The organism is Streptomyces sp. YIM 130001 (genome assembly GCF_003574445.1).
GTDB lineage: Bacteria > Actinomycetota > Actinomycetes > Streptomycetales > Streptomycetaceae > Streptomyces.
On sequence record NZ_KZ984548.1, the window covers coordinates 235,323 to 249,908 of the forward strand.

Annotated in this window: 17 protein-coding genes; 13 read left to right on the forward strand and 4 right to left on the reverse strand. The window is 71.7% G+C overall.

Annotated elements, in window-relative coordinates; translation table 11 throughout:
• Positions 1-14: 14 nt before the first annotated feature.
• The 3 genes from DSC45_RS01175 (at position 15) to DSC45_RS01185 (ending at position 2,176) form a co-directional block, all read left to right on the forward strand.
• On the forward strand, positions 15-1,250 hold the full coding sequence (locus tag DSC45_RS01175) for an alpha/beta fold hydrolase (RefSeq protein ID WP_240434305.1): 1,236 nt from the start codon (positions 15-17) through the stop codon (positions 1,248-1,250).
• Positions 1,219-1,812 (forward strand): tRNA (adenosine(37)-N6)-threonylcarbamoyltransferase complex ATPase subunit type 1 TsaE, encoded by a 594-nt coding sequence (gene tsaE, locus DSC45_RS01180; protein ID WP_119286230.1) that lies wholly within the window; start codon positions 1,219-1,221, stop codon positions 1,810-1,812. Before DSC45_RS01175 ends, tsaE begins: the two co-directional genes overlap by 32 nt.
• Before the next feature lie 169 nt (positions 1,813-1,981).
• The gene (locus tag DSC45_RS01185) at positions 1,982-2,176 is read left to right on the forward strand and encodes a hypothetical protein (RefSeq protein WP_119286231.1); all 195 of its coding nucleotides are present in this window, start codon (positions 1,982-1,984) and stop codon (positions 2,174-2,176) included.
• Positions 2,177-2,208: 32 nt separating this feature from the next.
• Here the strand turns inward: DSC45_RS01185 and DSC45_RS01190 are convergent, their stop codons facing one another.
• Positions 2,209-2,757 carry a hypothetical protein gene (locus DSC45_RS01190; protein WP_119286771.1) on the reverse strand — a complete coding sequence of 183 codons (549 nt, stop codon included), beginning with the start codon at positions 2,755-2,757 and terminating at the stop codon, positions 2,209-2,211.
• Between the two features lie 139 nt (positions 2,758-2,896).
• Here DSC45_RS01190 and tsaB point away from each other — a divergent pair, with 139 nt between their 5' ends.
• Genes tsaB through DSC45_RS01210 form a run of 4 tightly spaced genes read left to right on the forward strand, consistent with a single transcriptional unit; the run spans position 2,897 to position 5,589 of the window.
• A complete protein-coding gene (tsaB, locus tag DSC45_RS01195; protein ID WP_119286232.1) occupies positions 2,897-3,550 on the forward strand; it encodes a tRNA (adenosine(37)-N6)-threonylcarbamoyltransferase complex dimerization subunit type 1 TsaB in 654 nt (217 codons plus the stop codon).
• A 17-nt stretch (positions 3,551-3,567) separates the two neighbouring features.
• The gene (locus DSC45_RS01200; protein WP_119286773.1) at positions 3,568-4,203 is read left to right on the forward strand and encodes a GNAT family N-acetyltransferase; all 636 of its coding nucleotides are present in this window, start codon (positions 3,568-3,570) and stop codon (positions 4,201-4,203) included.
• Positions 4,196-5,326: a tRNA (adenosine(37)-N6)-threonylcarbamoyltransferase complex transferase subunit TsaD gene (gene tsaD / locus DSC45_RS01205; protein ID WP_119286233.1), complete on the forward strand. Its 1,131-nt coding sequence runs from the start codon at positions 4,196-4,198 to the stop codon at positions 5,324-5,326. Before DSC45_RS01200 ends, tsaD begins: the two co-directional genes overlap by 8 nt.
• Positions 5,323-5,589: a hypothetical protein gene (locus DSC45_RS01210; RefSeq protein WP_119286234.1), complete on the forward strand. Its 267-nt coding sequence runs from the start codon at positions 5,323-5,325 to the stop codon at positions 5,587-5,589. The genes tsaD and DSC45_RS01210 overlap by 4 nt, the downstream gene beginning before the upstream one ends.
• Positions 5,590-5,650: 61 nt before the next feature.
• Here the strand turns inward: DSC45_RS01210 and DSC45_RS01215 are convergent, their stop codons facing one another.
• A complete protein-coding gene (locus DSC45_RS01215; protein ID WP_119286235.1) occupies positions 5,651-6,115 on the reverse strand; it encodes a carboxymuconolactone decarboxylase family protein in 465 nt (154 codons plus the stop codon).
• A gap of 238 nt (positions 6,116-6,353) precedes the next feature.
• Here DSC45_RS01215 and DSC45_RS01220 point away from each other — a divergent pair, with 238 nt between their 5' ends.
• Both DSC45_RS01220 and DSC45_RS01225 read left to right on the forward strand, forming a co-directional pair.
• Positions 6,354-6,716 (forward strand): YciI family protein, encoded by a 363-nt coding sequence (locus tag DSC45_RS01220; RefSeq protein ID WP_119286236.1) that lies wholly within the window; start codon positions 6,354-6,356, stop codon positions 6,714-6,716.
• Positions 6,717-6,820: 104 nt separating this feature from the next.
• Entirely contained in the window at positions 6,821-8,119 is a 1,299-nt protein-coding gene (locus DSC45_RS01225; protein ID WP_205571215.1) for an RNA polymerase sigma factor, read from the forward strand.
• Between the two features lie 15 nt (positions 8,120-8,134).
• On the opposite strand, the gene DSC45_RS36200 is transcribed toward DSC45_RS01225, so the two are convergent.
• Entirely contained in the window at positions 8,135-9,304 is a 1,170-nt protein-coding gene (locus DSC45_RS36200; protein WP_240434306.1) for a THUMP-like domain-containing protein, read from the reverse strand.
• 90 nt (positions 9,305-9,394) lie between these two features.
• On the opposite strand from DSC45_RS36200, the gene DSC45_RS36205 reads away from it, so the two are divergent.
• The 4 genes from DSC45_RS36205 (at position 9,395) to groL (ending at position 13,729) form a co-directional block, all read left to right on the forward strand.
• Positions 9,395-10,357, forward strand: a complete 963-nt coding sequence (locus DSC45_RS36205; protein ID WP_240434307.1) for a polysaccharide deacetylase family protein — start codon at positions 9,395-9,397, stop codon at positions 10,355-10,357.
• Between the two features lie 19 nt (positions 10,358-10,376).
• Positions 10,377-11,261: a polysaccharide deacetylase family protein gene (locus DSC45_RS01235; RefSeq protein ID WP_240434308.1), complete on the forward strand. Its 885-nt coding sequence runs from the start codon at positions 10,377-10,379 to the stop codon at positions 11,259-11,261.
• Between the two features lie 419 nt (positions 11,262-11,680).
• Positions 11,681-11,989, forward strand: a complete 309-nt coding sequence (groES, locus tag DSC45_RS01240) for a co-chaperone GroES (RefSeq protein WP_119286238.1) — start codon at positions 11,681-11,683, stop codon at positions 11,987-11,989.
• Positions 11,990-12,106: 117 nt separating this feature from the next.
• On the forward strand, positions 12,107-13,729 hold the full coding sequence (gene groL, locus DSC45_RS01245; protein ID WP_119286239.1) for a chaperonin GroEL: 1,623 nt from the start codon (positions 12,107-12,109) through the stop codon (positions 13,727-13,729).
• Positions 13,730-13,812: 83 nt separating this feature from the next.
• On the opposite strand, the gene DSC45_RS01250 is transcribed toward groL, so the two are convergent.
• A complete protein-coding gene (locus tag DSC45_RS01250; protein ID WP_119286240.1) occupies positions 13,813-14,586 on the reverse strand; it encodes an SDR family NAD(P)-dependent oxidoreductase in 774 nt (257 codons plus the stop codon).

Here is a 14,586-nt window from a genome sequence, read left to right on the forward strand (position 1 = left end):
AGGCAGGAGCGCACGTGAGCGAGACCAGCACGGGGGGCGCCGCCCGCGCGGCGAGCACCGCGGTGTCGGCGGTGTCCACGGCCAACTGGCGCCGGGCGGGAGTCGCCGGCGTCGCGATAGGCGTGGTGGCCGCGGGAGCGGCGGCGGGCGTCGCAGTGGAGCGCCTCACGGTCGGCCGCGGGATGCGCAAGAAGGCCCGCCTCGCCCTGGACGCCGCCGGTCCGTACGGCGCACTGCGCGGCATGCCGGGCCGGGCCACAGCCGAGGACGGCACCGAGCTCTACTACGAGGTCGACGAGACCGACCCGGCCGGCGGTGAAGCCCCGCGCCGCAGACGGCTGTTCGGCCGCAGGTCACCGGCGCCGGTCACCGTGGTGTTCAGCCACGGCTACTGCCTCAGCCAGGACGCCTGGCATTTCCAGCGGGCGGCACTGCGCTCGGTCGTCCGCACGGTGCACTGGGACCAGCGCAGCCACGGCCGGTCCGAGCGGGGCCGGGCGCAGGCCGACGGGGTGCCGGTCGACATCGACCAGTTGGGCCGCGACCTGAAGGCCGTGATCGACGCGGCGGCGCCCGAGGGCCCGCTGGTGCTCGTCGGCCATTCGATGGGCGGTATGACGGTGATGGCACTCGCCGACCAGTACCCGGAGTTGATCCGGGACCGGGTGGTGGGCGTCGCCCTGGTCGGCACCTCCTCCGGTCGCCTCGGCGAGGTCAACTTCGGGCTGCCGACGGCCGGGGTCAACGTGGTGCGCCGCGTACTGCCCGGCGTGCTCAACGCCCTCGGCGCACGCGCCGAACTGGTGGAACGCGGACGGCGGGCCACTGCGGACCTCTTCGCCGGGATCATCAAGCGCTACTCGTTCGCCTCGCGGGACGTGGACCCGGCGGTCGCGCGGTTCGCCGAGCGGCTGATCGAGGCGACCCCGATCGACGTCGTCGCCGAGTTCTACCCGGCGTTCCAGAACCACGACAAGGCCGAGGCGCTGAAGCACTTCGCGGGTCTGCCCGTGCTGGTCCTCGCGGGCGACGCGGACCTGGTCACACCGAGCGAGCACAGCGAGGCGATCGGGGACGCGCTGCCGGACGCGGAGCTGGTGATCGTGCCGGAGGCCGGCCACCTCGTGATGATGGAGCACCCCGAGACCGTCACCGACCGTCTCGCGGACCTGCTGACCCGGGCGGGAGCGGTGGCGTCGGCCGCTACCGTGAGGAGTTATGGAAGCACCGCACCCCCCGACGGCCGCTGAGAGCACGGCCTCCGCCGCCCCGGCCCTCGACGTCAACGCCGCCCAGCTCACCGTCAAGTCACCAGAGGAAATGCGGGAGTTGGGCCTGCGCCTCGCCGGCCTCCTGCGTGCGGGCGATCTGGTGATGCTCACCGGCGCGCTCGGCGCGGGCAAGACGACGCTCACCCGCGGCCTCGGCGAGGGACTCGGCGTGCGCGGCGCCGTCACCTCACCGACCTTCGTGATCGCCCGGGTGCACCCGTCGCTCGGCTCCGGACCCCCGCTGGTGCACGTGGACGCGTACCGGCTCGGCGGCGGGCTCGACGAGATGGAGGACCTGGACCTCGACGTCTCGCTGCCGGACTCGGTGATCGTCGTCGAATGGGGCGAGGGCCGGGTGGAGGAGCTCTCCGACGACCGGCTGCACGTGGTCATCGACCGTGCCGCGGGCGACAGCGCCGACAGCGCCGACAGCGCCGACAGCGCCGACAGCGCCGCCGAGGTGCGCGGCGTCGCGCTCACCGGTGTCGGGGCCCGCTGGGCGGGCGTGGACCTGGGCGTGCTCACCGGTCCTGCCGACTGACGCCCCCCGGAGCGACGAACCGGCGCCGGTGCCCCGATGCCGTACGCCCGAGGAGCCGACAAGGTGTCGGGAAGTTCTTGCGTGGCGGGTGTCGGCCGTGGTCACATGGAGAAGAGGACGTGGTTAGGTCTACCTAACCACGACTCCCGTCGGAGCTCCAGGAGGCACCATGCCGGCGTCGGAACGTGACCCGCACAACCGCCCGAAGCCCCCGTCCATGAGCGAGCTGCTCGCATCCTGCGCCGCCGCGAAGGCGGTCTCGACACCGCCCGCCGCCCCGGAGCGACACCACGCCTCGGCTCCGGCGCGCACGAATACGTCGCCGGAAGCGGCAGGGGAGCAGGAGCAGCTGGACGCCGCGTAGGCCGGGCAGGGTGGTGACGGGATCGGACCGGGTCAGGGGACGACGACGACCTGCTGGCCGATCGTCGCGAACTTCCACATCGCCGAGCCGTCCGCACGCGACTCCCGGATGCCGCCCGTCTTCTTGTCCGTGTCGGGTGCGGGCGTAGAGCCGTCGACAGCGGCGCTGAAGCCGATCGCGACGCCGTCGTTGTCGGCGAAGCGCACCACGTGCTCGATCGGCACCCCGTCGGAGCCGGTGATCGTGCCCGAGCGGGAGGTGACCGAGTACTCGCCCGGCAGCGGGTCGATCGTGCTCGGCGTGACCTTGAAGGTGCGCTGCACCTTGTTGCGCGGACCCACCAGCCAGACGCGGTCCGATTCGAGGGCGTACACGACGCGGGATCCCTTGCCCGACTCGGCGGGCAGGGCCTTCGGGTCGGTCTTCTTGCCGGGGGTGTGCGAGCTGCTGGCCGACGCCTTGGGGCGGTCCTTGCCGATGCTGTCGGGGACGTTCGCAGAGGCCTGGTAGGCGAGGAAGCCGACGGCGGTGAGAGCCGCTGCCGTGAGCCCGGCCACGAATCCCGAGCTGCTGCGTGACACCGGGTCCACCCTTCGCGTGTACCAGTCGCACATGCGTGCGCGCCGTAGATACGACTTCCGTTCAGGGGCCGACGGTAGCAGCAGGGGCGGCCCGGCTCTTGGCGCCGTGCCCCGGCCGCTTACGCCGTAGGCTGTTCGCGTGCTCTTGCTCGCCCTGGATACCGCCACCCCCGCCGTCGGCGTCGCCCTGCACGACGGCACCTCCGTACTCGCCGAATCCAGACAGGTGGACGCCAGACGCCACGGGGAGTTGCTGCTCCCCGCCGTCGACCGGGTGCTCGCCGAGGCGGGCGTAGGGCTCGATGCGGTGACCACGATCGTGGCGGGCGTCGGACCGGGTCCGTACACCGGGCTCAGGGTCGGCCTGATGACCGCCGAAACCTTCGGCTCCGCGCTCGGCATCCCGGTGCACGGGCTGTGCACCCTGGACGGCCTGGCCCACGCCTCCGGCCTCGACGGCGACTTCGTGGTGGCCACGGACGCGCGGCGCAAGGAGGTCTACTGGGCGCGCTACACCTCCTCGCGCACCCGGGTCGCCGGCCCGTCCGTCGACCGGCCCGCGGACATCGCCGAGCAGGTGGCCGGTCTGCCCGCGGTGGGCGCGGGCGCCCGGCTCTATCCGGAGACGTTCACCGACGCACGCGATCCCGGGCACGTGTCCGCCGGTGCGCTCGCCGCGCTGGCGGCCGAGCGGCTCGCCGCCGGCGAGGAGCTGCTGGAGCCGCGGCCGCTCTACCTGCGCCGTCCCGACGCCCAGGTGCCGAAGAACTACAAGGTGGTCACCCCCAAGTGACCGTGACCCTGCGCGAGATGCGCTGGTGGGACATCGAACCGGTGCTCCGCCTCGAGCGCGAACTGTTTCCTGACGACGCCTGGTCCAAGGGAATGTTCTGGTCGGAGCTCGCCCACGCCCGTGGGCCCGGGGCCTCCCGCCGTTACGTGGTCGCCGTGGAACCGGCCGCCGACGGACCCGAGCGCCTGGTCGGCTACGCGGGCCTGGCCGCCGCGGGCGCCGGTACGGGTGATGTCACCGGTGACGTCCAGACCATCGCGGTGGCCGCCGACCACTGGGGCACCGGACTCGGGGCGTCGCTGCTCACCGACCTGCTGCAGTACGCCACCGCCTTCGAGTGCACCGAGCTGCTGCTCGAGGTGCGGGTCGACAACACCCGTGCGCAGAAGCTGTATCTGCGGTTCGGCTTCGAGCCCATCGGCTTCCGTCGCGGCTACTACCAGCCGGGCAACGTGGACGCCCTTGTCATGCGCCTCGCCGACCCCGCGTCCGGCGTCCCGGGCCCCGAAGCCGGCCCCCCGGACGTGCCCGTCGCCGAAGTCCCGGTGGCCGAATCAGGCACGCCCGACGCGCAGGCGAGCGACCCGTACGCCCCCGACGCACCGGCGACCGAACTACCAGGAACCGAGCAAGGACCCGACACCCATGGCTGATTCACGCGACAAGCCACTCGTTCTCGGCATCGAGACCTCCTGCGACGAGACCGGCGTCGGCATCGTGCACGGGACGACACTGCTCGCGGACGCCGTCGCCTCCAGCGTGGACGAGCACGCCCGATTCGGCGGCGTGGTGCCCGAGGTGGCCTCCCGCGCTCACCTCGAGGCGATGGTGCCGACCATCGAGCGCGCGCTCGGGCAGGCGGGCGTGAGCGCGCGAGACCTGGACGGCATCTCGGTGACCGCGGGCCCGGGCCTGGCCGGCGCGCTCCTGGTCGGCGTCTCGGCCGCCAAGGCGTACGCCTACGCACTCGGCAAGCCGCTCTACGGCGTGAACCACCTGGCCTCGCACATCTGCGTCGACCAGCTCGAGCACGGCCCGCTGCCGGAACCCACGATGGCCCTCCTGGTCTCCGGCGGGCACTCCTCGCTGCTGCTCTCCTCGGACATCACCTCGGACGTACGGCCGATGGGCGCGACGATCGACGACGCCGCGGGCGAGGCCTTCGACAAGATCGCGCGGGTGCTGCACCTCGGATTCCCCGGCGGCCCGGTGATCGACCGGCTGGCCCGCGAGGGCGACCCGGAGGCGATCGCGTTCCCGCGCGGACTGACCGGGCCGCGCGATCCCGCGTACGACTTCTCCTTCTCCGGGCTCAAGACGGCCGTGGCCCGCTGGATCGAGGCCAAGCGGAGTGCGGGTGAGGAGGTGCCGGTACGGGATGTGGCCGCCTCGTTCCAGGAGGCCGTCACCGATGTGCTGACCCGCAAGGCAGTACGGGCGTGCAAGGACCAGGGTGTGGACCACCTGATGATCGGCGGCGGAGTGGCCGCCAACTCCCGCCTGCGGGCGATGGCCGAGGAGCGCTGCGAGCGCGCCGGTATCCGGCTGCGGGTGCCGCGTCCGGGCCTGTGCACCGACAACGGCGCGATGGTCGCGGCCCTCGGCGCCGAGATGGTCGCCCGTAACCGCTCCGCCTCCGACTGGGACCTGTCCGCGGACTCTTCTCTTCCGGTCACCGAACCGCATGTTCCGGGTGCGGCGGACGGCCACGGCCACGCTCACTCGCACAGCCACGACCACGTGCACGAGGTCAGCAAGGACAACCTGTACTCATGACCGTCGCGCTGATGTGGGAGGCGAGAGGCGCCGAGGGCCGGGGCGCCGAGCTCCTGGCCTGGGTGCGGGCACAGCACCTCGCCGGTGAGCCGCTGCGCCGCGAGGTCCTCGGTGCGCCCGGCGACCGCGTCCTGGTCATCACCTGGTGGGCGGCCGCGTACGACGCCGAACTGCCCGAACTGCCCGATCCTCCCGGCGAGTTGCTGCACCGGCCGGTACACCGCTGGCGCTTCGAGCGCTTCGAGTCGTACGGCGAGGAGTGAGGCGCCGCCCGGGCGGGTGCTCCTGAGCCGGGCCGAGCGGCGGCCCAGGAACACCCACCGCTCACCAGGTGATCTCGCCCGCGGGCTGGCGCGTGGTGACGTTGATGCGGTTGAAGAGGTTCGTCACGGCGGTCCACAGGACGATCCTGGCGAGCTGCTTCTCGTCGAAGTAGGTGGCGGCCTCGTCCCAGACGTCGTCCGGCACCGGGTCGGAGCGGTCGCTGAGCCGGGTCGCGCACTCGGCGAGCGCGAGCGCCGCCCGCTCCTCGTCGGTGAAGCGCGGCGACTCCCGCCAGGCCGCCACCGCGTGCAGCCGTTCGTCGCTCTCGCCGGTCTCCTTGGCGCTGCGTACTCCTCCTTCGACGCAGAAGCCGCAGCCGTTGATCTGACTGGCCCGCAGGTGCACGAGGCCCAGGATCGAGGGCGGCAGGCTGTCGTCCTGCTGCAGGGCGTTCACCACCTGCAGGATGCCCTTGGTGGCTTCCGGGAGCAGGGCCCCGGGGTTTCGCATACGTGCTGGTCGCATGGCTGTCTCCGTTCGGCCCGCGTGTGGGGCCTGATCGCGCGGAGGGCCGGTCCCTCCGCGTACTGCCATGACGGACGGCCGGGCAGGAGTGTGACCGGCCGGGAGGAGATCTCCGGCAGAGAGATTTTCCGCGGGAACGCAGAAAATGTCCTCGGAGGTGTCGATCCGGCCAGGGCCCGATCGACGCAGGGGTGAGAGCGGGGGAGCGGCCCCCGCCCCGCACCGTAGGAGAGACACCATGTCGCGCTTCCTGATGATGATCCGGCACGGCGAGGACCCGCAGAACCCGGACAACCGCCCCGACCTCAGCCCCGAGCTGATCGAGAACATGGGCAAGCTGATCGACGAGATGACCAAGGCGGGCGTCCTGCTGGACACCGCGGGCCTCAAGCCCACCCACGAGGGCGTCCGCCTGCACTGGAAGTCGGGCGATCTCTCGTACACCGACGGCCCGTTCACCGAGGCCAAGGAGATCGTCGGCGGTTACGCGATGCTGCAGTGCGCGGACCGGCCGGAGGCGGTCGAGTGGGCCCGCCGCTTCGTCAGCCTCCACGAGGACCTGGACATCACGGTGGAGCTCCGGGAGATCGAGGAGGGCTGAGCCGGCCGGCGCCGGCGACGGCGGCCCGGGCGCAGCGGCAGGTCCGCGAGCCCGGGCGCGCCGCCGTTTGCCCGGGATCCCCCGCGGTGCTGGGATGGCTGACCGTGACGGCATCGCGCTCCGCCCCCGACCGACAGCCTCCGGACCGCGCCGTGGAGGCGGTCTTCCGGATCGAGTCCCCGCGCATCATCGCCCGCGTCGCCCGCCTGGTCGGCGACGTCGGCCTCGCCGAGGAGCTGGCCCAGGACGCCCTGGTCGCGGCGCTCGAGCAGTGGCCGGAATCCGGGGTCCCGGACAACCCGGGCGCCTGGCTGACGGCCGTCGCCAAGCGCCGTGCGGTCGATCTCGTACGCCGTCACGAGCGCTATGCCGTGAAGCTCCGTGAGCTGGGCCGGGACCTGGAGACCTCCCCGGCGATCGTCCCCGGTCCCGCCGACACGGACCCCGACGCGATCGACGACGACCTCCTCCGCCTCGTCTTCACCGCCTGTCACCCGGTGCTGCCCGCCCGGGCCCGTATCGCCCTGACCCTGCGGCTGCTCGGCGGGCTCGGCACCCGCGAGATCGCCCGCGCCCTGCTCAGCTCCGAACCGGCCGTGGCCCAGCGCATCGTCCGCGCCAAGCGCACCCTCGCCGAACGTTCCGTCGCCTACGAGGTCCCGCACGGACCCGACCGCGAGGCCAGGCTCGGCTCGGTTCTGGAGGTCATCTACCTGATCTTCAACGAGGGGTACGCGGCCACCGCGGGGGACGACCTGCAGCGTCCGGCGCTCTGCGAGGAGGCGTTGCGGCTGGCCCGGGTCCTCGCCGGGCTCATGCCCGAGGAGAGCGAGGTGCACGGTCTCGCCGCACTGCTCGAACTGCAGCAGTCCCGCTCGGCCGCCCGTACCGGACCCTCGGGCGAGCCGGTACTCCTCGCCGACCAGCGGCGGTCCCGCTGGAACGGGCTGCTCGTCCGGCGCGGTTTCGAGGCCCTCACCCGAGCCGAGTCCCGGTCGTCCGGCGCCCCCGGTCCGTACCTGCTGCAGGCCGCGATCGCCGCCTGCCATGCCCGCGCCGCGACCTACGCGGACACCGACTGGACCCGTATCGCGGCCCTGTACGAACTCCTCGCGGCGCGCGCTCCGTCCCCGGTCGTCGAACTCAACCGAGCGGTCGCCGTCTGCCACGCCTACGGTCCCGAGCCGGCCCTCGCTCTCGTCGACGCCCTGCGGGCCGAACCCGCCCTCGCCGACTACCACTTGCTGCCCAGCGTCCGCGGCGATCTGCTGCTGCGACTCGGCCGCGGCGCGGAGGCCCGTACGGAGTTCACCCGCGCCGCCGCGCTCACCCGCAACGAGCAGGAGCGTCAACTGCTGCTCACCCGAGCCGCCGGATCGGGTGATCCGGGCGTGAACGAGTAGGGCTCACGCCGTGTCTCAGACCGGGTTGCCGAGCAGCATCGTCGGCGCGTTCTCGACCCGGGTCAGGAACACCGTTGCGGAATGCGGTCCCTTGAGCTTCATCCTGCGCCGCAGCTCCTCCGGCTCCATCGGCGAGCCGCGCTTCTTGACCGTGAGTACGCCGACCTCGCGTTCTCTGAGCAGGGCCTTGAGCCGCTTCAGGTTGAACGGCAGCTGGTCGCTGATCTCGTAGGCGGTCGCGAACGGCGTCTCGTGCAGCGTGTCCGAAGTGACGTACGCGATCATCGGGTCGATCAGGCCGCCGTCGACCGCTTCGGCGACATCGGCGACCAGGTGGGCGCGGACCACGGCGCCGCCCGGTTCGTAGAGATAGCGGCCGACGGGCCGTACCGCCGGATCCGGCAGCCCGGCACCGACCAGACCGTCACCGGCCGGCAGCAGCGTGGCCCGGACCGTCCCCGGCGCGGTGCCGAACCAGAACACCGCCTCCTTCACCTCGCCGCCGTCCGAGATCCACTCCGCCTCGGCCTCCTCGGGCACCAGCTCGTGCGGAACACCGGGCGCGATCTTGAGCGCGGCGTGCGGGGCGCCACGAGCGGCGCCGATCGCCCAGGACAGCGGGGGCGAGTACGCCTCGGGGTCGAAGATCCGGCCGCGTCCGCCGCGCCGCGCGGGGTCGACGAACACCGCGTCGTAACCGCCGGTGTCGACCGCCGTGACGTCGCCGCAGCGCACCTCGATCAGCTCGCCGAGGCCGAGCGCGTCGATGTTCGCGCGCGCCACCGCGCAGGTCAACGGGTCGCGGTCGACCGCGAGGACCCGGATACCGGCCCGGGCGAGCGCGATCGCGTCCCCGCCGATCCCGCAGCACAGGTCCGCCACGGAGCCCACGCCGAGCTCGGCGAAGCGCCGCGCACGGTGCCGCGCGACGGTCGTACGGGTCGCCTGCTCGACACCGTTCGGCGTGAAGTACATCCGCGCCGCGTCGTCGGCGCCGAACTTCGCCACGGCCCGCTGCCGCAGCCGCGCCTGCCCGAGAGCCGCCGACACGAGCTCGGCGGGGTGGTCGCGGCGCAGGCGGGTGGCGAGGGCGAGTTCGTCCGCGGCGTCGTGGTCGCGCAGCTCGGCGAGGAGCCGGGCGCCCTCGTCGGTGAGCAGGGTGGCGAAGGAGTCGAGGTCGTTCACCCGCTCATTGTCGGCCAGTCGGTGGATCGTGCGTGCCGGGCGGCGGTGTCGGCCGGAGTGCGGAGGGCTCCACTGACAGGATCCGACGCCATGCAACTTGTACGACAAAACGAAGAATGTGGTGGAAAAGGGAAGCACGCCGAATCCCGCGACACCGCCCCCGCCGACCCGCGCCCCCGTCCTCACCGGCCAACCCTGCCCGTCAAGGCAGTCGCCGCCGTGATCGCAGTCGCCGCACTGGCAGCCGGCTGCGCGAGCGGCGAGACCGAGAAGAAGGCCGTCCCACCCGCCCCCGGCCAGCAGGCCGCCGCCAAGGCCGAGAAGAAGGCCGCCGCACACACCGCCCTGGTCGCCGCCTCCAAGCGCTGGGGAATCGCCAAACCGCCCCTGCAGGCTCCCGAGCCGCCGGCGAAGAAGCCCGCTCTGACCACCCGCAAGGGCTTCGAGGTCGACGACCAGAAGAACTTCCCGCCCGTCTACACGACCGTCCCGACCAAGGACAAGGTCGTCTTCCTGACCATCGACGACGGTGCCGCGAAGGACCCGCGGTTCATCAAGATGATGAGCGACCTGAAGATCCCGTACACGGCGTTCCTCAGTGACTACGTCGTCAACGACGACTACGCCTACTTCAAGAAGATGCAGTCCCACGGCGTCGGCCTGAACAACCACACGCTCAACCACCGCTACCTGCCCGGTCTCTCCTACGAGCAGCAGGAGCGCGAGATCTGCGGGATGCAGGACATCATCGAGAAGCAGTACGGCACCCGCCCCACGCTGTTCCGCCCGCCGTTCGGCAACTACAACCAGGACACCCTGCGCGCCGCGAAGTCCTGCGGCATCAAGTCCGTCCCGCTGTGGAACGCGGAGGCCTTCGACAAGCGCATGGACTGGCGCGAGGAGGACCGCGACCTGCACCCGGGCGACATCATCCTCACGCACTTCCGCGGCAAGGACGAGTGGAAGGGCGGCATGCCCTCCATGATCCGCAACGTCCTCAAGACGGTCACCGACAAGGGCTACGCCATCGCCCGCCTCGAGGACTACGTGTGAGCCGCGCCGGAGATCCGCGGTGACGCGCGCGCACCGGCTGCTGGCCGGAGTGCTCGCGGCCGGTGCGCTCGCCCTGACCGGATGCGCCCAGTCCGTCGACCCCATCGAACGGCTGGGCCGCAAGGCCGCGGAGAAGGCCGGCGAACGGGCCCACCACGCGGAGCGAGAAGAGCCGGCCCGGCCGGCCGGCCAGGCACCTCCGGACGAACGGGGCGAGCAGCGGGCCCCGGCCTCCGCCCACCGCCGCTGGGGCCTGTCCGAACCCCTGGCCCCGGCGCCGCGCCCACCCACCCGTACGCAACGCGCGGCCCTGCACGGAGCCCCGGGCGCCCCCGGCCTGTCCCGCGTCGTCGACCGCGTACCCACCAAGGACAAGGTCGTCTTCCTGACCTTCGACGACGGCGCCGAGCGCGACCCGCGCTTCGTGCGCATGGTGCGCGAACTGCGGCTCCCCGTCAGCATGTTCCTCACCGACAGCGTCGCGGGCCCCGGCTACGCCCACTTCGGCCGACTGCGCGCGGTCGGTGCCACGGTGCAGAACCACACGCTCGACCACCCGTACCTGCCGGGCCTCTCGTACGCCGGGCAGCGCTGGGAGATCTGCGGCCAGCAGGACAAGCTCAAGAAGCGCTTCGGCGTCCGCCCGACCCTCTTCCGCCCGCCGTACGGCGAGTACAACGAGGACACCCTGCGTGCCGCCGCCGCATGCGGCATCCGCTCGGTGATCACCTGGCGCACCTCGACACCGGCCCCCGCGGAAGGCGCAAGCCTCCACCCCGGCGACATCATCCGGGCCCACTCCCACGGCCCCGGCGGCCCCCTGACGGACACCACCACCCACCTGCTCCGCCACATCCAGTCCCAGGGCTACACGGTCGCCCGCCTCGAGGACTACACGGGCTGACCCCCGCTACAAACCCCGCCTGTCGCGCCCCGGGTCCCGCGCGACCTGCCCGCCCCGACCCCAAGCCCCTCCGGCGATTGAGGACATCTGTTCAGCCCGTCCGCGCGGGAGGGCAAGTCGGCCACGGAGCCCGCAGGGCACCACCGAACCCGTCCGGCGCTTGAGGACAAGGCCCGCCAGGGCCGGTCGCAGTCGACAGAACCCCCGCGGCACGCAATGCCGAATCCGCCGGCCGAGCGCAGCGAATTGGCACTCCGCTTGACCGAGTGCTAATCGCAGTCATAGTGTCGACCCTGGCACTCCCCACCGGAGAGTGCCAACACAGCGACGGGCAGGTCCGGCACCCGCGACGACGGATCCACCTGGTCGCCACCTCAGACAGTTAACCCCGTGAGATCTCCGAAGGGGGAGGTCGGATCGTGACGACCGCCAGCTCCAAGGTTGCCATCAAGCCGCTCGAGGACCGCATTGTGGTCCAGCCGCTCGACGCCGAGCAGACCACGGCCTCTGGCCTGGTCATCCCGGACACTGCGAAGGAGAAGCCCCAGGAGGGCGTCGTCCTCGCCGTGGGCCCGGGTCGCTTCGAGAACGGCGAGCGCCTGCCGCTCGACGTCAAGACCGGCGACATCGTGCTGTACAGCAAGTACGGCGGCACCGAGGTGAAGTACAACGGCGACGAGTACCTCGTCCTCTCGGCTCGCGACGTGCTCGCGATCGTCGAGAAGTAATTCACCTGGGGAGCCGACCGGCTCCCGAAGTTTTCACTGCGCCCCTGGCCCCCGCGAGTTCCACATTGCCGGGCGGTCAGGGGCGCAGCTCTTTTTGAGAGGACTTGAGACAGCTCCATGGCGAAGATCCTGAAGTTCGACGAGGACGCCCGTCGCGCCCTCGAGCGCGGCGTCAACAACCTGGCCGACACCGTGAAGGTGACGATCGGCCCCCGCGGCCGCAACGTCGTCATCGACAAGAAGTTCGGCGCCCCCACCATCACCAACGACGGCGTCACCATCGCGCGCGAGGTCGAGATCGAGGACCCGTACGAGAACCTCGGCGCCCAGCTGGTGAAGGAGGTGGCGACCAAGACCAACGACATCGCGGGTGACGGCACCACCACCGCCACCGTGCTCGCCCAGGCACTCGTCCGCGAGGGCCTGCGCAACGTCGCCGCGGGTGCTTCCCCGGCCGCCCTGAAGAAGGGCATCGACGCCGCGGTCAAGGCCGTCTCCGACGACCTGCTCGCCACCGCGCGTCCCATCGACTCGAAGTCCGACATCGCCGCCGTGGCCGCGCTCTCCGCGCAGGACCAGCAGGTCGGCGAGCTCATCGCCGAGGCGATGGACAAGGTCGGCAAGGACGGTGTCATCACCGTCGAGGAGTCCAACACCTTCGGTCTGGAGCTGGACTTCACCGAGGGCATGGCCTTCGACAAGGGCTACCTGTCGCCGTACATGGTGACCGACCAGGAGCGTATGGAGGCCGTCCTCGACGACCCGTACATCCTGATCCACCAGGGCAAGATCTCCTCGATCCAGGACATGCTCCCGCTGCTCGAGAAGGTCATCCAGGCCGGTGGCTCGAAGCCGCTCCTGATCATCGCCGAGGACGTCGAGGGCGAGGCCCTGTCGACCCTGGTCGTGAACAAGATCCGCGGCACGTTCAACGCCGTGGCCGTCAAGGCCCCCGGCTTCGGCGACCGCCGCAAGGCGATGCTCGGCGACATGGCCACCCTCACCGGTGCCACCGTCATCGCCGAAGAGGTCGGCCTCAAGCTCGACCAGGCGGACCTCGACGTGCTCGGCACCGCCCGCCGCGTGACGATCACCAAGGACGACACCACCATCGTCGACGGCGGCGGCAACGCCGACGACCTGGCCGGCCGCGTCAACCAGATCAAGGCCGAGATCGAGTCCACGGACTCCGACTGGGACCGCGAGAAGCTCCAGGAGCGTCTCGCGAAGCTGGCCGGCGGCGTGTGCGTGATCCGCGTCGGCGCCGCCACCGAGGTGGAGCTCAAGGAGAAGAAGCACCGTCTCGAGGACGCCATCTCCGCGACCCGCGCCGCGGTCGAGGAGGGCATCGTCTCCGGAGGTGGCTCCGCTCTGGTACACGCCGCCAAGGTGCTCGAGGGCTCCCTGCAGAAGGAGGGCGACGAGGCCACCGGTGTCGCCGTCGTCCGCCGCGCCGCCGTCGAGCCGCTGCGCTGGATCGCGGAGAACGCGGGCCTCGAGGGCTACGTGATCGTCTCCAAGGTCGCCGAGCTGGAGAAGGGCAGCGGTTACAACGCCGCCACCGGCGAGTACGGCGACCTGCTGAAGTCCGGCGTCATCGACCCGGTCAAGGTCACCCGCTCCGCCCTGGAGAACGCCGCCTCCATCGCCTCCCTGCTCCTCACGACCGAGACCCTGGTCGTCGAGAAGCCGGCCGAGGAGGAAGAGGCCGCGGGCCACGGGCACGGCCACAGCCACTGACGCTTCCGCGTCGTCGGGGCCCGGCTTCCCTTCGGGGGGCCGGGCCTCCCGCTTTTCCGGCGCGCGCTCATGGGCCAAGTCCCTTACTGCGGGCCGTACTTGCGTCCCGTGCGCGAGGTGATCCCGCCGAGCAGTCCGCGCGGTACGAACTTCACCGCCCCCATCATCGCCTTGTAGCGCGCGTCGGGGATCGACAGCGACTTGCCCCGCGCCATGTCGGAGAGCGCGGCCGTCACCAGCTTGTCCGCGTCCAGCCACATCCACTTGGGGATGCTGTCGGTCCCCATACCGGCCCGCTCGTGGAACTCGGTACGGACGAACCCCGGGCACAGCGCCATCAGCCGTACGCCGGCCCCCGCAAGGTCGTTCGCCGCGCCCTGGGTGAACTGCACGACCCACGCCTTGGACGCGCCGTACGTCCCGCGCGGCACGAAGGCCGCCGTCGACGCCACGTTGATCACGCCGCCCCGGCCCCGTTCCCGCATGGACTCCGCTGCCGCCGAGGTCAGCCGGAGCACTGCCTCGCAGTGCACCTTCAGCATCGTCAGCTCGTCGGACATGGGGACTTCGAGGTAGCGGCCCTTGTTGCCGAACCCGGCGTTGTTGACCAGCAGATCGACCGGGCTCGTGCGGTCGGCGACGCGTGTCTCGACCGCGCTGATCCCTTCCTCCGTGGAGAGATCGGCCGCGAGCACCTCGGCCTCGATGCCGTGCCGGTCGTGCAACTCGGTTGCCTGCTCCCGCAGCCGGCCGATGTCGCGCGCCACCAGGACCAGGTTGTGTCCGTCGGCGGCGAGCCGGCGCGCGAAGGCGGCGCCGATACCGGAGGTCGGACCCGTAATCAGAGCGGTTGTCAT